This is a genomic window from Bacillus sp. 7894-2, assembly GCF_002272225.1.
GTDB lineage: Bacteria > Bacillota > Bacilli > Bacillales > Cytobacillaceae > Cytobacillus.
On record NZ_NPDG01000087.1, the window covers coordinates 19,740 to 39,382 of the forward strand.

Below are 19,643 nucleotides of genomic sequence, written 5' to 3' on the forward strand. Positions count from 1 at the left end.
GATTTGAATCAGCGCTTTTTCTTCATTTGTTCCAATGCCAGCATCTTCATATATTGCTTCTCCATTTCAGCTATCAGTCCAGACAGCTGTATGTAAGAATGATATAAAGCCGGACGTGCAAAAATGAAATCCAGCCGTTCTTTTATATTCACTGGCTTTATTGATAATTCCCCGGGATCGGATAAAAGGTTTACCGGCTTCCCGTTTGTCCAATAGAGCATCTGCAAAAACAATCCCAGAGATACTTTCATCGGATCTAAAGCAGCTTTAAGGTCCCGGTTTGTGAAGTGCATACCAAGAAGATCCTTCTGTCCTGCCCACTCATCAATCAAAACCGGAATATATTCAGCATTGTTTTCCCAAGGTTTTACTGCAGGGATACCCGCATAAAAAGCCGCTTCATATAAAAAGGGCGGCAGCGGCTGGTAAGCGAAAAGAGATTCTTCGTTAACAGCCAATGAATCACCCCTTTTATAAAACAGGGTATGGCATAAATGTACTTTAACAGGTATGACGATTTCTCCGGTCATTTTGCCTGCTTCACCTTCATTCGTTTTTTGCCCTCCCTGCATAAATCGAGCAGCGGACAGATTTCACATTGAGGATTTTGTGCCTTACAGTGATATCTTCCAAAAAAGATCATACGATGATGTGTAATCGACCATTCATCCATCGGCACTTTCTTCATCAATGCCTTTTCAACTTCCAGTACAGAGTCCTTCCAGCGGCAGAAACCGAGCCTTTTGCTGACTCGTTCAACATGAGTATCAACTGCAATGGCAGGCACTCCAAAAGCCACTGAGACAACGACATTAGCAGTTTTGCGGCCTACTCCGGGAAGCTTTGTCAGCTCATCTCTGTCACGCGGCACTACCCCTCCATATTCATCGAGAAGCAATCTGCATAGCTTTTGGATATTCTTGGCTTTGTTTCGATAAAGACCAATGGAGCGGATATCCTCCTGCAATTCCTCTATGGAAACATTCAGGTAATCCTCAGGAGTTTTATACTTTTGGAACAGGTTCCTTGTCACTTTGTTAACCAGTGCATCAGTACATTGTGCAGACAGTGCCACCGCTATGACCAGTTCAAACGGGTTGGAATGATTCAATTCGCAATGTGCCTCCGGGAACATTTCTCCCATTTCATCAAGGCAGTGTCTAATTTGTGTTTTATTTAACAAAAAAATCACCAACTTACTGTCTTCATTATTTTTTCGGGCAGCAGTGACTGCTTACTGTTCAAGCCAATTATAAAAGGGAACAGATTTCGTTGTCTGTGACGGAGTATCCTCCCTCTTCGTCCTTTGCTGTGCTTGATTCTGCCTGAATTTTTTTCCATAGCTTTTAGCCTGTTCAATCGTTTTTATGCCGTTCTTTTTCCATTCAAAAAGGATTCTGTCTATATACCTGAAATTCAGTTTACCGGACAGGACCGATTCTCTTAAGGCAGCTTTTATAATATGGGGATCATGGTGGTCATCATCCATCCAAAGAGCAAGTGTCTCACATTCAAAAGGTGAGAGCGGCCTGCCAAACTCCCTTTCAAAGCAGGTATAAAGATCTGTTTCCTCCTGCTGCATATTAGCAGCTTCCTCTTTTTTACCGCTGAGCAGAAACTGATCAATGAGCTTCTCCCAAAGCGGATCAAGATGGTAACTTTCATATCTGATTCCACCTTCAGAGTAGCTGTCTTTAATATCAATAAAGCCTTTTTGGATTAGTTTTCTTAGCATTTCCGTGCATTCCGCCACAGAAATAGTCATGCGGGAAGATAATTCTACAGGGGTGGGAAATTTATTCCCATGTTCAATATAGGAAATTACATGAAGTATCAGGACGAGTTCATGCTCATTCAAATTCATTTCTTTATATTGTGAAAGCAGGACTCCAGGAATTGATATATTACCTTCCTGAAGCCATTTTAATAAACTATTTTTAGACATTCGGGACACCTCCTTCTCAGTATATCATGAACATAGTGACCAAAGTGAGTTGAAAAAACGGTAACTTTTCCATGAAGGTTCAGCTTGACTGCCTTCTTCTGAATGTTCTAACGAAACCGGAAGAAGCAAAAAATCCGCGGGAGGCGGATTTTTGCTTTATTTATTAATTCATTTTTATTATGGATATAGGCGGTTTAATAATCGAGGGAACGGAATTGTTTCACGTACATGCTCGACGCCGCTGATCCAGGCAACTGTTCTTTCAAGACCAAGACCAAATCCGGAATGAGGCACTGAACCATATTGGCGTAGCTCCAGGTACCACTTGTAAGCATCCAAATCTAATTTATGTTCATCAATGCGCTGCTTAAGCAGGTCATAATCATGTATCCGCTCAGAGCCGCCGATGATTTCTCCATATCCTTCAGGTGCAATCAAGTCGGCACATAGTACAACATCTTCTCTTGCAGGATCAGGCTGCATATAGAATGGCTTCAGTGAAGTTGGATAGTGCGTGATAAAGACTGGCTTATCATAGCTTTCTGCAATAGCTGTCTCATGTGGTGCCCCAAAGTCGTCACCCCACTGGATATCATCGAAGCCTTTTTCCTGAAGAAACTTAATTGCTTCATCATACGTTATGCGCGGGAATGGAGCTGTAATTTTCTCAAGCTTCTCTGTATCACGGCCAAGTGTTTTAAGTTCAATTGAACAATTCTTAAGTACGGACTGAACAATATGAGCAACATATTCTTCCTGAACCTTTAAGTTTTCATCAAATTCACAGAAAGCCATTTCAGGTTCAATCATCCAAAATTCGATTAAATGACGGCGGGTTTTCGATTTTTCAGCACGGAAGGTCGGCCCGAATGAAAATACTCTTCCAAGAGCCATCGCAGCTGCTTCCATATAAAGCTGGCCGCTTTGGGATAAATAAGCATCTTCATCAAAATACTTGGTCGCAAAAAGCTCGGACGTTCCTTCCGGTGCGCTGCCCGTCAGAATTGGCGGGTCAACCTTGGAAAACCCTTGCTCATTGAAAAACTCATAAGTTGCCCGGATAATTTCATTTCTGATTTTCATCACTGCATGCTGACGGCGGGACCGCAGCCACAAGTGGCGATTATCCATAAGGAATTCAGTTCCATGCTCTTTTGGCGTAATAGGATAATCGACAGCCTGATGAAGAACTTCAAGGCCTGTAACAAGCATTTCAAATCCGAAAGGAGAACGCTCGTCCTTTTGGATTCTGCCCGTCACATATACGGATGATTCCTGAGTTACTGATTTCGCACCTTGGAAGATTTCCTCCGGCACTTCTGCTTTTACTACAACACCTTGAATAAATCCTGTTCCATCGCGCAGCTGTAAAAACGCAATCTTCCCGCTTGAACGCTTGTTTGCAATCCAAGCACCGATGGTAACTTCCTGGTCAACATATTTATGAACTTGAGAAATTGTTGTTTTTATCAATTTAAGTTCCCTCCAAAAAAATCTAAGCAATCTCTTCTTATGTATCGCTATATATTATACCTTCAAGCACATTGACAAGCAATAACAGTAAATCATTAAACGCTCTAATTAGGCTGAAAACATAGAAGGAAGCCGGATACGATCCGGCTTTCCCCGCTTTACTATCATTTTAAGTTCTTTTCAACAAATCCGTGCATCCGTTCCACTGCCTTTTCTAATAACTCAAGGGAAGTTGCATAGGATAAACGGATATTATCCGGAGCGCCAAAACCAGATCCAGGAATGACTGCAACCATCGCTTCCTCCAGAAGCGCCTCCACAAATTCATCGACACTCGCAAATCCGGTCAATTCTGCTGCCTTTTTTACATTAGGAAACAGATAAAATGCACCTTGTGGCTTTACACATGTAAATCCCGGAATGCTGATTAATTTATCATAGATAACGTTTAGCCGATGTTCGAATGCTTCTCTCATTTCTTCCAGTGTATCCTGCGGCCCGGCATATGCAGCGATTGAGCCATATTGTGCTGTTGTTGTCGGGTTGGATGTACTGTGGCTGGCAAGGTTTGTCATAGCTTTGATAATACTTTTATTCCCTGCAGCATATCCGATTCTCCAGCCTGTCATAGAATGAGATTTCGATACCCCGTTAATTATAATGGTTTGTTCCTTAAGCTCTGGTGAAAGCTCAGCAATCGAAGTATGCTGATGACTGCCATAAACCAGTTTTTCATAAATTTCATCAGAAACAATCAAAACATTATGCTTCAAACATACCTCTCCAAGCTCCTTTAATTCCTCAGCAGAATAAAGCATGCCAGTAGGGTTGCTTGGAGAGTTGATAATAACAGCCTTGGTTTTGTCAGTTATGCTTTTGGCCAGCTGTTCCGGAGTGATCTTAAAGTCATTCTCTTCTCTTCCCTCTGCATAAACAGGAACACCTCCGGCTAGTTTAACCTGTTCAGGATAGCTGACCCAATATGGAATCGGGATAATGACTTCATCCCCCTCATTCAGCAAAACCTGGAACAGTGTATATAAGCCATGCTTTGCCCCATTGGTTACGATGATTTGTGAAGCATCATATTCAAGTCCCTGATCTTTTTTAAACTTGTTTGCAATTTCTTTTTTTAATGCTGGAAGACCTGCCGATGGTGTATATTTTGTATGACCCTCATTCATGGATTTCACTGCAGCATCAATGATATGCTGTGGCGTATTAAAATCCGGTTCGCCTGCTCCCAAACCGATAACATCATGTCCCTGAGCTTTTAGCTCTTTTGCTTTAGCAGTGATTGCCAGAGTTGTGGATGGTGTTAATGCTTTTACTCTTTGTGCCAGTTGAATCTCCATTGCTTGCTTCCTCCCGATTTTCTCCTGCATTGCGGCAGTGATTGCCTCAGGCTACAGGTTTTCAATTTTTTTCAGCCATTCCCCTGTTTTAAAATCTAAATAGTAATAATTTATTAAATTACTGCCGGAACGGTAATGAATTTCCCATAATGGAATATTTTTCTCCATCCCGAGCCGGACAGACACGATCTCAGCAGAATTTTTCTCCTGCTTGAGCCTGTTAATGGCTTCATTCTTGGAAATTCCATCAGATTGCTTCAGTGAGACGATTTTTCCCTTTTTTTCCGGAACCCAGACATACATGCTTGTACCATCATGGTCTTTGCCTTCGATCACATAGAAGGTCTCAGTTCCATGATATAAATTGAAGTCCTCAGCTTCAGCAAGATCCGTTTCCTGTTTTGCAAGCTCAACTGCCTTTGATTCTGCTGCCCTCACTGGCTTCATGCTGTTGAAATAAATAACTGATCCTGCTCCAATGCTTATGACAAGCAGAATAATGATACCCCATAATACTTTCTTCATATCTCAATCACTCTTTTATGTACGATAAATCGTAAAAATCGCTTTATTTTGGTCTTCCTGATCAAGTGCCAAACCGAACATCAAGTCTTTTTCTTTTAACGTTCTGTTCAGTGCATCAACAATTTTATACAGATCCGGGCTTTGCTGGATCTTCACCGTAGATAAAACCTCAATTTTGCTTTCCATTCTGGAATTCCTCCTCAGCCTCTACAATATTTGTAACTTATATATCCAACCCTTAAGGTTAAACTAATTTTACAAAGAAATAATTCTCAGTAACAGTATAACAGCAGAAATGATCAACTGGTATTAAAACAATACAAATTTTCTTCTGGTCCACCACGTCATGCTGCGCCCTAAGCGCAGCTTTTTCGTTTCTGTTTATTTGAACTCCTCACCCGGAAAAATCGTGAATAGCTCATAATTAACGTCTGTAAATTTGATGGTTACCGTACCGTGCTTTCTTGTATAATACACATCAACCCAGGCATCATTTAACAGCCTGAACAGATCTGAATCATGTTTTATGGATGGTCTATAAAAAAGAATAGCGATCTGGGGATCCAGATGTTTAATCATCTCTTCTGATATAGAGCCATTCTCTCCAAATGCAGGAAGTTTAACAATATTAACATTCGATAACTCTTTTTCCATAAGAAATTCTTTGGCTTCCGGACTTGTCGAGTTCATAAACAATACCCGATGTCTTTTGAATATAAAGGAAATATCCATTCCTTCACCCGGGTCACTGCCTTCGTATAAAACTTCTGCATGTAATCCCGGAAAAAGCTGCTGCTTCGTATTTTGATTCCAGGCATGAAAACCGAGATCACTTATTCCTATTTCAGACTTCAGCTCTGAAAGGGCAGATTCATTCGCTATAATTTCCCTTATGCCGAAGTTTTTAATAAGCCATTTAAGGCTTGTCTTATTATATAATTCTTCATCTGTCAGGATGACTGCTGAAATCTGATTAACGCCATATAATTCAAGAAGCTTTCTTAATTCACCCTCAGTTCCCTGCCCACCGGTGTTAATGAGGATTTTTTCGTCATTTCCATGATGAATTAAGGCAGACTCGCCATCCGATAGAGAAAGAAACGTAAAAGCCAGTTCATCACTTTTCAGTTTTAGGTCAATGCTTTCCACTTTAACAGGAACTGCCGGTGAATCTTTCGGTATGTAATACCAATTCGCAAACAGCAGCATAAAGGCGAACAGCACGTTCATCTTTCCATTCCTCCTACATTGAAACAAAAGCAGAATGAGGGTTTATTAAAACCCAACAAATTTATAATGTGTTAATCATCTAAATTTATCCTGCATTACAGACCTTTGTTCATCATAAAGGAGTGAAAGTGAAAATACACTAAACGTTTATAGCCAATTATTAATTAAATCAACAATTTCATCAATATTGCTTTTCTCGACAGGAATGGGCGGAATGGAATCCAGGAATGCTTTCCCATATCGTGCGGTGATGATTCTCCGGTCAAATATCACGATGACTCCCCTGTCGGAACTTGTTCTGATTAATCTCCCTACACCCTGCTTAAAACGGATAATTGCCTCGGGCAAAGAGTATTCGGAAAACGGATTTTTTCCTTTATTGGCAATCTGCTCATTTTTTGCCTGTGCCATCGGTTCATCAGGCGGAGAAAATGGCAGTCTTACAATAACAAGACAGGAAAGATCCTCACCCGGGATATCTACACCTTCCCAAAAGCTGCTTGTCCCTAAGAGGATGGCTTTATCAAAACGCTGGAAATTTCTCGTTAGCCTTGACCTGCTCCCGCTTGTCACACCCTGTGCGATGATAGCATAGTCCTCCAGAAATCCTGATTCCTTTATAAGCTCATGGGTTTTCCTTAACATTTCATGCGAAGTGAAAAGAATCAGCATTCTTCCCTTTGCTGCTTCCGCAATGGAAATAATATGCTCGGTAATGGATGCGACATACTCCTCGAGCGGTACTGCATTAACTTCAGGCAAATCATCAGAAATCACGAGCTTAACCTGATTCTGATAATCAAAAGGAGATTGAATTTGCTTCAGAGTGCATTGCTGTTCCTCCAGCCCTAATTCTTTTACGATAAAACTAAAGGAATTTTTTACTGATAAAGTGGCAGATGTAATAACCGTACTTTCCTTTTGGCTGAAGAATTGATCTTTAAGGTATTCAGAAACCGATACAGGCTGTGCATAAACCGTTGTGGCATTTTGGGCTGCGCGCGTATCCATTTCTATCCATACAACAAATTCGGCGGCCGGCAAATGAAAGATATGTTTTACGTCTTCATTCATATCCCGCAAATCATCCAAAATAGAAGCCACTTCCTCCATTAATGCCTTTTCCTCAAGAGACAGGGCCGATTTAATTGCTGAAACTGCGCATACACGACTGTCCAGGGCCTGGATTAAATCTTTAATCATAAAGCCAAAACGTTCAGCACCCGCTAAAACAGCCTTCATTTCCTTATTGGCAGCACTTTTATTAAATCTCACTGAAATTCGATTTACGCTTTTTTTGGCTTTATTGTACTTCTTTGCATACATCGCTATTACTCTGAACAATTCATCCATTTCATGAACAATATCAGCTATTAATTGGTTGACTTCAAAAGAATGCATGAAATCATCCCGTGTAACTGCTTTCTCTTCCACCAGCTTCTCAAGCTTAAAATAGAGCTGTTTCTGTTCCATCATTCCAATTTGTCCAAGCATCAGCCGCACTGATAAATAATCCAGTTTGTTTCCGAAATGTTTCCCGGAAGCCTTCACAAAATGATGCCCTTCATCGATCACCACATGGCTGAATTCCGGCAAAATAGCAGTACTTGCTGTAAGATCCGTTAATAGCAGTGAATGATTCGTAATAATGATATCTGCCTTTTGTGCTTCCTTTCTTGCCCTCAGATAAAAATCTCTCGATATCCACGACTTATCCTGCAAAAAAGCTGTTTCATCATTTTTTATTCTGCTCCAGTAAATCATCCCGCCGCTTGACAGGTTTAATTCATCAATATCACCAGTGTCAGTCTCCAGAAGCCATACAAGAATCTGCATTTTACTGAGGATTGTATCATAATTATCTTCATCATCTCTCAGTGTTTGAACGAACTTCGCCAGGCTGATATAGTGGCTTCTCCCCTTCAGCAATACAGTACTAAGCGGGAATGAAAGCATTTTTTGCAGCAGAGGAACATCCTTTGAAAGCAGCTGCTCCTGCAGCTGTGTTGTATATGTACTGATAATGACAGTTCTGCCGCTCTCCTTTGCATGTAAAGCAGCCGGAACAAGGTATGCCAGGGATTTCCCAACACCAGTTCCTGCCTCTATTAATGCATGCTGTTTATTTTTGAAAGCCTCATAAACCGAATCCATCATGATAAACTGGCCTTGCCTTTTTTCATAGGACGGGAAAGCTTTAACGAACAATGCCTGTTTTTCCTCTTCACGGAAAGGAAAGGCCTGAACTCCGGATCCTGGAGATTCCTGCCGTTCCGTTCCTCTTTTTAAAGCAATTCCTCTGTGAACTTCAATATCATCTGCCAGTTGCTCAATCTTGCTATCATTAATTAAAATGTGCTCGTCCAATAATATATCAAGGTCACTCTTTAAGCCTCCAGACAGCTTATGCAGCCGTTCTATGGTGGTATTAGGAAGGTTTTTAAGCTTGTTTAATAATATTAACAGGAGCTCAGCAGTAACATATGCATCACTGTCTGCCTGATGGGGGCGTTCATGATTCAGTCCTTCCCGGAGCGACAGATCTGATAATTTGTAGCTATCTGCGGTGGGAAGAAGAATTCGGGCCATCTCCACTGTATCGAGAACAGGGCCGTAAAATCCGTTATATCCTGCCTCAATCAATTCTTCCTGTAAAAAAGACAAATCAAATAGAACATTGTGTGCCACAAAATAGGCACCCTCAAGCAAAGTCAGGACTTTATGGGCAATCTCCGAAAAAAGCGGGGCATCCTCGACCATTTCATCTGACAGACCTGTCAGTTCTTCTATGAAAGGGGGAATAGATTGCTCCGGGTTTATAAGGGAGGAGTATTGCTCAGTAATTTTTCCGTTTTCGATTACCACAGCAGCGAATTGTATTATTTTATCGCCTTTTTTCGGGGCGTTCCCGGTTGTTTCCAAATCCACTACAACATATTTATTACCCATGGCTAACACCTCATATTCAGTCATTCAAAAGGTATCATAAAAACGGAAAAAGAAAAAGGCAAATACTTTTCCCTCTTTATTTTCTTCCACCTGCTTCTATCCCTTATTCATTGCCGATTATAAAAAAGAGCCGAAGCTCCATAAGAGTTCCGCTCTAGTTTAAATACATTATAGCACTGTACTTTCCGGTTCTGCATGTAACATGTCAGCGATCCGATTGCTGCTGTCCATTATGGCTACCTTTGGTTCATGATAAGGCACCTTATCATCAGGAACAAGAGCATATGAAATGATAATGACAATATCGCCTTCCTGAACAAGACGTGCAGCTGCCCCATTTACACAGATTACTCCGCTGCCTCTTTCCCCTGGAATAATATAGGTTTCAAATCTTGCGCCATTGTTATTATTGACGATTTGAACCTTTTCATTAGGTGCCATTCCTACCGCTTCAATAATGTCCGTATCAATTGTGATGCTGCCAACATAATTCAGATTGGCTTCTGTTACTGTTGCACGATGGATCTTGCCATTCATCATGGTGCGAAACATGCTGCCTTCCTCCCTTAGCTTTCTTTTTTCACTGATATTATTGCGTTATCTATTAAACGGGCCTTTGTGAATTTAACGGCCATAGCGATAATGATTTTCTCTTCGAGACGGGTGAGCTGTTTAAGATCCGGATAGGATAGAATTTCAATGTAATCTATTTCCCCGCTTGTGTTTTTTTCAATAAATCCCCTGATGATGCTGAGAAGCTTGACGGGATCATTTTCCCCTTCAGCTATTAGAGACTCCGCCATTTTAAGGCTTTGATGGAGAGCAGAGGCCTGGTCGCGTTCCGCCGGCAGAAGGTGAACGTTGCGTGAGCTCTTAGCAAGACCATCCTCTTCCCTTACCGTCTGAACAGGAACAATCTCCACTGGAATATTAAAATCTCTTACAAGCCCGTCAACGACAGCCACCTGCTGGGCATCCTTCATCCCGAAATACACTTTATCCGGCTGAACAATGTTGAACAGTTTTATCAGGACTGTGGCCACACCATCGAAATGTCCAGGCCGTGATTTTCCGCATAAAGCATTTGTCCGCTCCTGTACCTTAGCCGTTACCGACAGTGCTGCAGGATACATATCTTCTGCTGAAGGAAAGAAAAGATAATCGCAGCCCTCTTTCTCTGCAAGGCTGCTGTCACGCTCGAAATCCCTTGGGTATGTCGCTAAATCTTCTTTAGGGCCAAATTGCAGCGGATTGACAAAGATGCTGACCACAGTCACATCGTTTTCTTTCCTGGCATTCCTTAATAACGAAAGATGGCCTTCATGCAAATAGCCCATAGTCGGGACAAAACCGATTGTTTTTCCTTCCCTCTTAAGCTGTAAAGCAATCCTTTGCATTTCTCTTATATCAGTAATCGTTCTCATGCTTTTCCTCCATACAGACTCAGCAGCTCTTCCTCTTTCATCCTGAAAGAATGGGAATCATCAGGAAATGCTCCATTCTTCACTTCAGCGGAATATTTAGTAAGGCTGTCGCCGATAATCGGGTTCAGATTTTCATACTGTTTCACGAACTTTGGAACACGATCAACACCGTATCCTAATACATCATGGTACACAAGGACCTGTCCATCGGTATTCTTGCCAGCCCCGATTCCAATGACCGGAATCGTCAATTCTTCCGTGATCTGCTTTGCCAGCTGTTTTGGAACACACTCAAGGACAAGAGCAAAGGCTCCGGCTCTCTCACATTCCCTGGCATCATCAATCAGCTTTCTGGCTGCTTCAGCGTTTTTCCCCTGGACCTTATAGCCTCCCAGGACGCCAACGGATTGTGGTGTCAGACCGAGGTGGGCAATAACAGGAATGCCTGCTTTTGTTAACGCCATGATTTGTTGTGCGACTTCATCACCGCCTTCAAGCTTAACAGCATGTGCACCAGTCTCCTGAATGAGCCTTGCTCCATTTAACAGTGTATCTTTCACGGACAAGTGATAACTCATAAACGGCATGTCAATGACAATGAATGTATGTTGTGCCCCCCGTTTAACAGCTTTTCCGTGATGAATCATATCCTCCATCGTCACAGGAACCGTTGAATCATAGCCCAGGACTACCATCCCCAGCGAATCCCCAACAAGTATCATGTCCACATTGGCCTTTTCAGCCTGCTTGGCAGCAGGGAAATCATAGGCGGTCAGCATGACAATTTTCTCATCATTTTCTTTCATTTTTAAAAAGTCTGTTGTTTGCTTCATCATTCGTCCTCCTTATGCAGGAAGAGGCAATAAAACTTTAATGAGTTTAAAAAACAGAACATTAAAAAAATCCTTCTGTTGGCAGAAGGATTTTACATAAGCTCATATATCAGTTCATCCCTCTGTCCCGGTCCATTTTTTTTGGATCTAGGCAGATATATTATATTTGCGTTTCCTTAAAAAAGGTGCAGTTCTGTTAAGGATACTGCCCATAAAAAGTATATCAAAAAGGCAAATGAGTTGGCTATAAAAACTTTCAGGCGGGCCTTCTAAACATCCAGTTCAATGTCTGCAGAATATACGTGATGGACTTTCCCGCTGCTGTCTTCAATCATCAGGACCCCATCTTCGGTAATTCCAAGGGCCTTGCCATATATACTTCCGGTAATCGTTCTTGCAGTAAGATTCTTGCCGATGCTAACCGCATAACTTTCCCATAAAAGCTTAATCGGATAAAAGCCCTTCTCTAAATAAAGCTTATACAGGTTTTCCAGTTTGCCAAGCAGGATCTTAATGAGCTCAGCTCTTGAAAGCTTTTCGCCTTTTTCAATGGATAATGAAGTGGCAATTTCTTTAAGTTCATCGGGATAATCATCAAGCTGCTGGTTAACGTTGATGCCAATTCCTATGATAATAGAAATAATACGGTCGGCATCCGCCTGCAGTTCTGTCAGAATTCCTGTAACCTTCTTCCCGTTCATCAAAATATCATTCGGCCATTTAATTTGCGGTGTTAAATCGGTCAGCTCTTCAATTGCCTGTACAACAGCCACTGCTGTAATCAGCGTAAGCTGCGGAGCTTTCGGCGGTGGAATGTTCGGCCTTAGGATAACACTCATCCATATGCCTGTTGATTTGGGAGAATGCCATCTCCTGTCCATTCTGCCCCTGCCTGAAAGCTGTTCTTCCGCTATGACAACGGTTCCTTCCTGCGCACCCTCGTATGCAAGGCGATGGGCAATCTTCTGGGTTGAATCAACACTTTCTTCATGATGAATCTGGCGTCCGAGGGCTTCAGTCTGCAAACCAAGCCTGATTTCATCAGGGGTAACTTTTTCAGGTGTTTTTGTTATCCGATAACCTTTTCTTCTGACCGCTTCCAATTCAAAGCCTTCTTTCCTCAGCTCTTCAATATGCTTCCATACAGCCGTTCTTGAACATCCAATCAGGTCAGCTAAATACTGGCCTGAAAGATATTCCTCATTGCTTTTCGTAAAAGCATCAATCAATTTGTTCCTGATTTCTGATTGCACTTTATGAGCCACTCCCTTATGGATTCATTGCTATTACTCACTTCGCCGCGCAAGACTGCTTTTTCGGTTTTTTCAAGCTCCGCTTTAATCCAGGGACCAGGAGGTTTGCCAAACCAATTCATCAGCTGATCTCCAGTAAGCTGAAGGTCTCTTCTTTCTTTGATCGGCAGAGAATTATATTTACTCAGCAGGCTGACTGTTCCCCTGCTTGAGTCCTCATGCAAGATTACGTTGCGGACCCGTTCCGCGTTCAGGGACTTGTCCCCTGCCTGATAAAGGGAATAGGCCCCCCACTGGTTTTTGGCTCTGTACCGGATCCAGCTGATAATCGACACTATTTTCTTTGTTCTCTTTAAAGGCAGTTTCCAGTTCTTCAGAAAAGCTTCAGCCTGTGACTCGTCCAACTTAAAGATATACGCAAGAAAGGCCCACATTTCATCTCCAGTCAGATCAGCAGCATTATATTTCTCTGCTTCTTTTAATTCTTGTTGGAAGCCTGACATTTTTGGCAGATAATTAAACAATCCTGTTTCCGCAATGACCTTAAGAGCTTTCATCCTGCCGGTTCCCGCCAATAGCTTTTCGAACTCTGCCAGCTTTCTTTCCACTGCTATGTTTTCTAGTAAATGTGACAGGGATGCCAAAGCAGCATAAGTGTTTTTATCAATCTCAAATGCCAGCTGGCTGAAAAAACGGACTGCTCTCATCATTCGAAGGGCATCTTCAGTAAATCTCTCAGCCGGCTTGCCTACAGTACAAATTTTTCTTTCCTCTATGGCGCCCCTGCCGTTAAAAGGATCGATAAGCTGCCCTTCTTTATTCATGGCAATCGCGTTCATCGTAAAATCTCTTCTTTTCAAATCCTCTTCCAGTGATCTGATAAATCTTACTTCTGAAGGCCGCCTAAAATCCAGGTATTCTGCCTCTGTTCGGAAGGTTGTAATTTCATAGGGTATGCCATGATATAGAACCACCACAGTGCCATGCTCAATACCCACATCAATTGTTCTTGAGAATATGGTTTTTACTTCTTCCGGGGTAGCCGAAGTAGCAATATCGACGTCTGCAATTTCTTTTCCAAGTATATAATCCCTGACAGAGCCTCCTACAAAATAGGCCTCAAAACCTGCAGCCTCTAACTTCTCCAGCACAGGAACTGCCTTTGCAAAAGCTTCATTCATCAAAGGTCACCTTTTTCCAAAAGTTCATAATAAAGCTCTTCATATTGACTGACAATGCTGCCGGCACTGAACCTGTTCTTTGCAAGCGATATGGATTGTGAAGAGAACCGGTCTAGCAGTTTCTCATCAGTAAGCAATTTAATTGCTTTTAGCGAGATACCAGTTATATCACCCAAAGTGCAAATATAGCCGGTCTCACCATCGCTGATTACTTCGGGAATTCCACCGACATCTGTACCGATGCATGGCACTCCGCATGCCATTGCCTCAAGAGCAACAAGTCCAAAGCTTTCCTTTTCCGATAACAGGAGCATTAAATCACTGATGCTGTAAAGCTCCTCCACATTGTCCTGCTTTCCCAAAAACAAAACCTTGTCTTTAAGCTTCAGGTCATTCACCAGTCTGCATATAACGCTCATTTCCGGTCCGTCTCCAACTAACAGCAACTTTGAAGGAACTTCTTCGGATATTTTGGCAAAGGCTTGAACAACATCCGGTACCCGCTTTACATTGCGGAAATTAGATACATGGATGATCACCTTTTCACCATCGTTTATGCCATACTCTTCTTTTAGGTAAAGAGAATCGGTTTTCCTGTATATTCTTTCATCTATAAAATTATAAACAGCTCTTATGGACTTATCAGGTTTAATCAGGTCATAAGTTTGCGATATTAAAGCTTTGGAAACAGCTGTAACTCCATCAGACTTCTCGATTCCAAAACGTATCGCATCTGTAAGGGATGGGTCGTACCCGAGAACTGAAATATCTGTTCCATGAAGGGTGGTAACAATCTTAATGTCTGTACCGCTCATCTGCTTTGCCAGAATCGCGCAAACTGCATGGGGAATCGCATAATGCACGTGCAGCAGATCAAGGCCCTCGCGTTTTATCACTTCCGCCATTTTACTTGCCAGCGCGATATCGTAAGGAGCATATTGAAATACGGAGTATTGATTGACATCCACCTGATGATAAAAAATATTGGGGTACATCCTTTTCAGTCTAAAAGGGAGGCTTGATGAAATAAAATGTATTTCATGGCCTTTTTCGGCAAGCATTTTCCCTAATTCTGTAGCAACGACACCTGATCCTCCAACCGTGGGATAGCAGGTGATACCTATTTTTAACTTTTTCCTCATAATTCTCCACCAAATATATCAGTATTTACCAGTAAGGGATTCTTCACTTTAAACCCCTCTGCATATTGCACCCCTGCCTGTTTTCCAAATAAGCTTTCCCTCGCTGCAACAGTTTCAATATAGCCGTTGACAAGCGGTGTATCAAATGAACCTGTGCTTCTTGCAAATTGACTTTGATAGGATTCGAGACCTGCAATTTTTTTATCCATAAAAGAGGAGATATCGATCAGGAAGTCAGGCTTATGGAAGCCATTTATCATGTAAAAGTGCAGGTTTTTCACTTTATGCGGAGCGAAATTGCCGCCTGTTTCATATTTCTTGATTCCTGCTGAAAAGACGGCTTCTTCCACCAGGCGGGCACAATGCCCGTGGTCTGGATGCCTGTCCTCCATATATGGCGCAAACACTAGAGCAGGTTTATATTTACGGATCAATTCAGCAATCTTTTTTATGTATTCCTGGTTATAAAATAAGCCCCTGTCAGGAAGATTAAGAGTCTCCCGGATAGTAACACCCAGAATATCTGCTGCTTTCAACGATTCTTCTGTTCGGATTTCAACCGTCCCGTTGGAAGAAAGCTCTGCCTGTGTTAAGTCGCATATTCCAATCTTTTTTCCGATAGAGGCAAATTTGGCAATTGTGCCGCCCATGCCGATTTCAACATCATCAGCATGTGCGCCAAATGCCAGAATATCAAGGTTAACTGGGTTCATTCATGTCACCTTTTTCACTTGCAATCTTCCTCCATGATAAATCATCGCGTTCCAGGCCTTTAATAATAATTTCAGCCGTGCCCATATTGGTCGCCAATGGCACAGCATATACATCACAGAGGCGCACTAAAGCTGAGACATCCGGCTCATGTGGCTGAACAGTCAGAGGATCTCTGAAGAAAAATACAACATCCATTTTATTATTGGCTATTAATGCCCCAATTTCCTGGTCCCCGCCAAGCGGCCCTGACTGAAAACGATGAATGGGAAGGCCTGTTTCTTTCATGATGCGTGAACCGGTTGTTCCGGTAGCATAAAGGGTATGTTCAGCAAGAATAGATTTATAGGCAATTGAAAATCTTACAATATCGTCCTTTTTCTTATCATGGGCAATTAAGGCAATATTCATGTCGGCACCCCTTTCTAATCGATAATATTTTCGAGGCCGTAAACGAGCGTGTCAATTTTTAGAACTGTATCAACAGCAAGCTTTACTCCTGACATAAAGGAAGCTCTATTATATGAGTCATGACGGATGGTCAATGTCTGGCCCTCAGAGCCGAACATTACCTGCTGATGAGCAATCAGGCCAGGCAGGCGTACAGAATGTATGTGCATGCCATCAAAATTTGCGCCTCTGGCACCAGGAATCGTTTCCTTCTCCTCTGGGTGCCCCTGCTCCTTTTTCGTTCTTACATCAGCAATCATCTCCGCTGTTTTAACTGCAGTTCCAGATGGAGCATCCAACTTCTGGTCATGGTGCAGCTCAATAATTTCCACATCATTAAAATATCTTCCTGCCAATTGTGAGAATTTCATCATTAATACAGCACCAAGTGCAAAGTTTGGTGCAATAATGCAGCCAATTCCTGTTTCATGGCAAAGTTCTTCAAGCTCTTTCAGATTATCCTTCGAAAATCCTGTTGTTCCAACAACTGGCCTTACACCATACTCCAGGGCAGTTTTTGTATGGAACATTCCTACTTCCGGAGTGGTCAAATCGATAAGTACATCCGGTTTTAGCTCCTGAAAGCACAGGGCAAGATCGGTGTATACCGGAACTTGGCCAAATTGTGAGAAGCCTTCAAAATCGCTAAGATAGCCACCGCCATTTTTATGGTCGATCACTGCACCTAACTCATAGTTCTCTGTTCGATTAACGAGCTGGACGGCTTCACTTCCCATTCTCCCCCGCGGTCCGGCTATAATAACTTTAACTTTATCCATTTTCCTCTCTCCTTCTACTCTTCAATTCTTGTCCATCTGTCTTTATCGCGTGTGCTGAATTTTTCCATGACACGATCGTGCGCTTCTTCTAAGTCAATATGTAAGGAATTTGCAAAGCATATTAGAACAAAGAGCATATCTCCAAGCTCTTCTTCGATAGCCTTTTCTTCCTCTGTTGATTTTTTTGGTTTTTCACCATAGTGATGGTTCACTTCCCTGGATAGTTCCCCAAGTTCCTCGGTCATCCTTGCAAGCATCGCCAATGGGCTGAAATAACCTTCTTTAAATTGGCTTATGTATTTGTCAACGTCAGTTTGCATGTCTTTCATTGTTTTTGGTGTCTCCATACTTTCACCTCTGTTTTTATTACATGTTCTATACGAGATTTCCACTTTTCATGTTAAGCTATAGCTCAGCCATTTTACAAATATTTTTTATCATTGCTAATAGATGGTCGGTCAGCCGCTTCTTGTCCATTGATGTTATTGCTCTTATAATCTGTATCTTATATAATTAGATACGCTTTGGTATTGTGATATTCAGGCAGCGGAGGGATAACATGTTTTATGGATTGAAATTTAAGAATATTTTTTTCATTCTGCTTGGCTCAGCCATTTTTTCATGGGGCCTTGTTCACTTTAATATGCAAAACAACTTGGCTGAAGGCGGTTTCACCGGTATTACCCTGCTTTTATACTTCCTTTTCGAGTGGGACCCTTCCTATACTAACCTTCTGCTAAATATACCTCTTTTCTTTATTGGATGGAAACTTCTGGGCAGAAATGTTTTTCTTTATACCATCATCGGAACGGTCGGTGTGTCCCTATTCCTATGGATTTTTCAGCGGTATCAGATTGAAATGCCATTAAAAGAGGATTTGACTCTCGCTTCTTTATTCGCGGGTGTTTTTATAGGGATCGGTCTTGGCACGATTTTCAGATTTGGAGGCACAACTGGCGGAGTTGATATAATTGCCAGACTTGTACATAAATATGCCGGAGTCAGCATGGGAAAGACAATGTTCATTTTTGACTTTTTTGTGATTGCCCTTTCATTAATTACATATTTGAATTACAGGGAAGCCATGTACACCTTGGTTGCTGTTTTTGTTGGTGCAAAAGTAATTGATTTCATGCAGGAAGGGGCTTATGCAGCAAGGGGGGCCATGATCATATCAGAACGAAACGATGCAATTGCCGATAAAATCATGAAAGAAATGGATCGAGGCGTTACGGTATTAAAAGGCCATGGTTCCTTCACCAAAAAAGAGCGGGAAGTATTGTATTGTGTTGTCGGCCGAAATGAAATTGTCCGTTTAAAAAATGCGATTACTTCTGTTGATCCCCATGCATTTGTTTCTGTCACAGCTGTACATGATGTGCTGGGGGAAGGCTTTACTCTGGATGAAAATAAAAAGCCGGTTGAACGCTAAAAATTAATGTGATGTCCATGGGACATCACTTTTTTTCATTAAAAAAGCCGGCATTGCCGGCTTTTACTCAGATCTGGTCATTCCTGTGTAAATAAGAATTAAACGCAGCAATTCCAGCACAGCCACGGCTGCTGCCGCCACATATGTCAAAGCAGCTGCATTCAAAACTTTCTTAGTCTCTCTTTCTTCATCGTTTCTGATAATTCCAAGGGATACTACCTGATCCATCGCACGATTGGAAGCATTGAACTCTACCGGAAGTGTGATCACCTGAAAAACCACTGCAGCTGCCATGAAGATAATTCCAAGCAGCACCATACCGCTTAACCCAGCAAAAAAACCGATCATGATCAGAATCCAGGAGAAGTTTGAACCAAGATTCGCAACAGGTACGAGTGCATGGCGGAAACGCAGAAAAGCGTAATCCTGATTATCCTGTATAGCATGGCCAACTTCATGGGCTGCAATTGCAGCAGCAGCCACAGAATGGCCATGATAATTTGTTGCTGAAAGTCTGACTGTCTTGGATCGAGGATCATAGTGATCTGTTAGATGCCCCCTTGTTTCTTCAACGCCAACTTTATATAGACCATTCTCATCCAGAATTCTTCTGGCTACTTCAGCACCCCTCATTTGAGTGGATGAAGGAACTTTTGAATATTTGCTGTAAGCTCCCTTTACTTTCATTTGTGCCCAAAGCGGAACAAGAATAATTATTGCAAAATAAATGAGATATCCTCCCATTCTGTTACCTCCCATTAAGCTGGTCATGGTGAATTTTATCCGCTGGCCTGCAGATATCCAGCATACAAATCGATTTGCCTATCTTTTCCCTTTCCTCTTGATTACAAAACGGGAAAAGACACTCATTATTCTTTTTGTTCAAAGATAAGAGTGTAGAAATTTTTGAACTTCGAGGCCTGTCTAGCTCCAGCACCTACCCCCTCGAGGTCACAAGCCG

At 42.0% G+C, this 19,643-nt stretch carries 21 protein-coding genes; 1 reads left to right on the plus strand and 20 read right to left on the minus strand.

Features of this window, described 5'->3' with window-relative positions; all coding sequences use genetic code 11:
• Window positions 1-8: 8 nt before the first annotated feature.
• The 19 genes from CHI10_RS12800 to CHI10_RS12890 form a co-directional block, all read right to left on the minus strand.
• Entirely contained in the window at window positions 9-530 is a 522-nt protein-coding gene (locus tag CHI10_RS12800) for a YpoC family protein (protein ID WP_095244654.1), read from the minus strand.
• Entirely contained in the window at window positions 527-1,183 is a 657-nt protein-coding gene (gene nth / locus CHI10_RS12805) for an endonuclease III (protein WP_095244655.1), read from the minus strand. The genes CHI10_RS12800 and nth overlap by 4 nt, the downstream gene beginning before the upstream one ends.
• Before the next feature lie 51 nt (window positions 1,184-1,234).
• Complete coding sequence (locus CHI10_RS12810; RefSeq protein WP_095244656.1) at window positions 1,235-1,945, minus strand: DnaD domain-containing protein; 711 nt, start codon at window positions 1,943-1,945, stop codon at window positions 1,235-1,237.
• 177 nt (window positions 1,946-2,122) lie between these two features.
• Window positions 2,123-3,415 carry an asparagine--tRNA ligase gene (gene asnS / locus CHI10_RS12815; protein ID WP_179289031.1) on the minus strand — a complete coding sequence of 431 codons (1,293 nt, stop codon included), beginning with the start codon at window positions 3,413-3,415 and terminating at the stop codon, window positions 2,123-2,125.
• Between the two features lie 167 nt (window positions 3,416-3,582).
• Window positions 3,583-4,767 carry a pyridoxal phosphate-dependent aminotransferase gene (locus CHI10_RS12820; RefSeq protein ID WP_142301775.1) on the minus strand — a complete coding sequence of 395 codons (1,185 nt, stop codon included), beginning with the start codon at window positions 4,765-4,767 and terminating at the stop codon, window positions 3,583-3,585.
• A gap of 57 nt (window positions 4,768-4,824) precedes the next feature.
• Window positions 4,825-5,298: a cell wall elongation regulator TseB-like domain-containing protein gene (locus CHI10_RS12825; protein ID WP_095244659.1), complete on the minus strand. Its 474-nt coding sequence runs from the start codon at window positions 5,296-5,298 to the stop codon at window positions 4,825-4,827.
• Between the two features lie 15 nt (window positions 5,299-5,313).
• Window positions 5,314-5,484: a YpmA family protein gene (locus CHI10_RS12830; protein ID WP_009332715.1), complete on the minus strand. Its 171-nt coding sequence runs from the start codon at window positions 5,482-5,484 to the stop codon at window positions 5,314-5,316.
• Between the two features lie 195 nt (window positions 5,485-5,679).
• Complete coding sequence (locus CHI10_RS12835) at window positions 5,680-6,528, minus strand: ComEC/Rec2 family competence protein (protein WP_095244660.1); 849 nt, start codon at window positions 6,526-6,528, stop codon at window positions 5,680-5,682.
• Window positions 6,529-6,675: 147 nt separating this feature from the next.
• A complete protein-coding gene (dinG, locus tag CHI10_RS12840) occupies window positions 6,676-9,477 on the minus strand; it encodes an ATP-dependent DNA helicase DinG (RefSeq protein ID WP_095244661.1) in 2,802 nt (933 codons plus the stop codon).
• 168 nt (window positions 9,478-9,645) lie between these two features.
• Entirely contained in the window at window positions 9,646-10,029 is a 384-nt protein-coding gene (panD, locus tag CHI10_RS12845) for an aspartate 1-decarboxylase (RefSeq protein ID WP_095244662.1), read from the minus strand.
• A 14-nt stretch (window positions 10,030-10,043) separates the two neighbouring features.
• Complete coding sequence (gene panC / locus CHI10_RS12850) at window positions 10,044-10,901, minus strand: pantoate--beta-alanine ligase (RefSeq protein ID WP_095244663.1); 858 nt, start codon at window positions 10,899-10,901, stop codon at window positions 10,044-10,046.
• Window positions 10,898-11,734: a 3-methyl-2-oxobutanoate hydroxymethyltransferase gene (panB, locus tag CHI10_RS12855; RefSeq protein ID WP_095244664.1), complete on the minus strand. Its 837-nt coding sequence runs from the start codon at window positions 11,732-11,734 to the stop codon at window positions 10,898-10,900. The genes panC and panB overlap by 4 nt, the downstream gene beginning before the upstream one ends.
• 269 nt (window positions 11,735-12,003) lie before the next feature.
• A complete protein-coding gene (locus CHI10_RS12860) occupies window positions 12,004-12,987 on the minus strand; it encodes a biotin--[acetyl-CoA-carboxylase] ligase (RefSeq protein ID WP_095244665.1) in 984 nt (327 codons plus the stop codon).
• Entirely contained in the window at window positions 12,960-14,168 is a 1,209-nt protein-coding gene (locus CHI10_RS12865; protein ID WP_095244666.1) for a CCA tRNA nucleotidyltransferase, read from the minus strand. Before CHI10_RS12865 ends, CHI10_RS12860 begins: the two co-directional genes overlap by 28 nt.
• Window positions 14,168-15,310, minus strand: a complete 1,143-nt coding sequence (gene bshA, locus CHI10_RS12870) for an N-acetyl-alpha-D-glucosaminyl L-malate synthase BshA (protein WP_095244667.1) — start codon at window positions 15,308-15,310, stop codon at window positions 14,168-14,170. The genes CHI10_RS12865 and bshA overlap by 1 nt, the downstream gene beginning before the upstream one ends.
• A complete protein-coding gene (gene bshB1 / locus CHI10_RS12875) occupies window positions 15,307-16,023 on the minus strand; it encodes a bacillithiol biosynthesis deacetylase BshB1 (protein ID WP_095244668.1) in 717 nt (238 codons plus the stop codon). Before bshB1 ends, bshA begins: the two co-directional genes overlap by 4 nt.
• A complete protein-coding gene (gene mgsA, locus CHI10_RS12880; RefSeq protein WP_095244669.1) occupies window positions 16,010-16,432 on the minus strand; it encodes a methylglyoxal synthase in 423 nt (140 codons plus the stop codon). The genes bshB1 and mgsA overlap by 14 nt, the downstream gene beginning before the upstream one ends.
• A 14-nt stretch (window positions 16,433-16,446) precedes the next feature.
• A complete protein-coding gene (gene dapB / locus CHI10_RS12885) occupies window positions 16,447-17,250 on the minus strand; it encodes a 4-hydroxy-tetrahydrodipicolinate reductase (protein ID WP_095244670.1) in 804 nt (267 codons plus the stop codon).
• 14 nt (window positions 17,251-17,264) lie between these two features.
• A complete protein-coding gene (locus tag CHI10_RS12890) occupies window positions 17,265-17,597 on the minus strand; it encodes a nucleotide pyrophosphohydrolase (RefSeq protein ID WP_095244671.1) in 333 nt (110 codons plus the stop codon).
• A 212-nt stretch (window positions 17,598-17,809) separates the two neighbouring features.
• On the opposite strand from CHI10_RS12890, the gene CHI10_RS12895 reads away from it, so the two are divergent.
• On the plus strand, window positions 17,810-18,682 hold the full coding sequence (locus CHI10_RS12895) for a YitT family protein (protein WP_095244672.1): 873 nt from the start codon (window positions 17,810-17,812) through the stop codon (window positions 18,680-18,682).
• 63 nt (window positions 18,683-18,745) lie between these two features.
• On the opposite strand, the gene CHI10_RS12900 is transcribed toward CHI10_RS12895, so the two are convergent.
• Complete coding sequence (locus CHI10_RS12900; protein ID WP_048008306.1) at window positions 18,746-19,426, minus strand: zinc metallopeptidase; 681 nt, start codon at window positions 19,424-19,426, stop codon at window positions 18,746-18,748.
• Between the last annotated feature and the right edge of the window lie 217 nt (window positions 19,427-19,643).

What these genes read in the sequence shown, in the direction of transcription:
- CHI10_RS12800 (WP_095244654.1), bottom strand. Translation starts at nt 530, where the DNA reads ATGACCGGAGAAATCGTCATACCTGTTAAAGTACATTTATGCCATACC.
- CHI10_RS12810 (WP_095244656.1), bottom strand. Translation starts at nt 1,945, where the DNA reads ATGTCTAAAAATAGTTTATTAAAATGGCTTCAGGAAGGTAATATATCA.
- CHI10_RS12825 (WP_095244659.1), bottom strand. Translation starts at nt 5,298, where the DNA reads ATGAAGAAAGTATTATGGGGTATCATTATTCTGCTTGTCATAAGCATT.
- CHI10_RS12830 (WP_009332715.1), bottom strand. Translation starts at nt 5,484, where the DNA reads ATGGAAAGCAAAATTGAGGTTTTATCTACGGTGAAGATCCAGCAAAGC.
- CHI10_RS12835 (WP_095244660.1), bottom strand. Translation starts at nt 6,528, where the DNA reads ATGAACGTGCTGTTCGCCTTTATGCTGCTGTTTGCGAATTGGTATTAC.
- dinG (WP_095244661.1), bottom strand. Translation starts at nt 9,477, where the DNA reads ATGGGTAATAAATATGTTGTAGTGGATTTGGAAACAACCGGGAACGCC.
- panD (WP_095244662.1), bottom strand. Translation starts at nt 10,029, where the DNA reads ATGTTTCGCACCATGATGAATGGCAAGATCCATCGTGCAACAGTAACA.
- panC (WP_095244663.1), bottom strand. Translation starts at nt 10,901, where the DNA reads ATGAGAACGATTACTGATATAAGAGAAATGCAAAGGATTGCTTTACAG.
- panB (WP_095244664.1), bottom strand. Translation starts at nt 11,734, where the DNA reads ATGAAGCAAACAACAGACTTTTTAAAAATGAAAGAAAATGATGAGAAA.
- CHI10_RS12865 (WP_095244666.1), bottom strand. Translation starts at nt 14,168, where the DNA reads ATGAATGAAGCTTTTGCAAAGGCAGTTCCTGTGCTGGAGAAGTTAGAG.
- bshA (WP_095244667.1), bottom strand. Translation starts at nt 15,310, where the DNA reads ATGAGGAAAAAGTTAAAAATAGGTATCACCTGCTATCCCACGGTTGGA.
- bshB1 (WP_095244668.1), bottom strand. Translation starts at nt 16,023, where the DNA reads ATGAACCCAGTTAACCTTGATATTCTGGCATTTGGCGCACATGCTGAT.
- mgsA (WP_095244669.1), bottom strand. Translation starts at nt 16,432, where the DNA reads ATGAATATTGCCTTAATTGCCCATGATAAGAAAAAGGACGATATTGTA.
- dapB (WP_095244670.1), bottom strand. Translation starts at nt 17,250, where the DNA reads ATGGATAAAGTTAAAGTTATTATAGCCGGACCGCGGGGGAGAATGGGA.
- CHI10_RS12890 (WP_095244671.1), bottom strand. Translation starts at nt 17,597, where the DNA reads ATGGAGACACCAAAAACAATGAAAGACATGCAAACTGACGTTGACAAA.
- CHI10_RS12895 (WP_095244672.1), top strand. Translation starts at nt 17,810, where the DNA reads ATGTTTTATGGATTGAAATTTAAGAATATTTTTTTCATTCTGCTTGGC.
- CHI10_RS12900 (WP_048008306.1), bottom strand. Translation starts at nt 19,426, where the DNA reads ATGGGAGGATATCTCATTTATTTTGCAATAATTATTCTTGTTCCGCTT.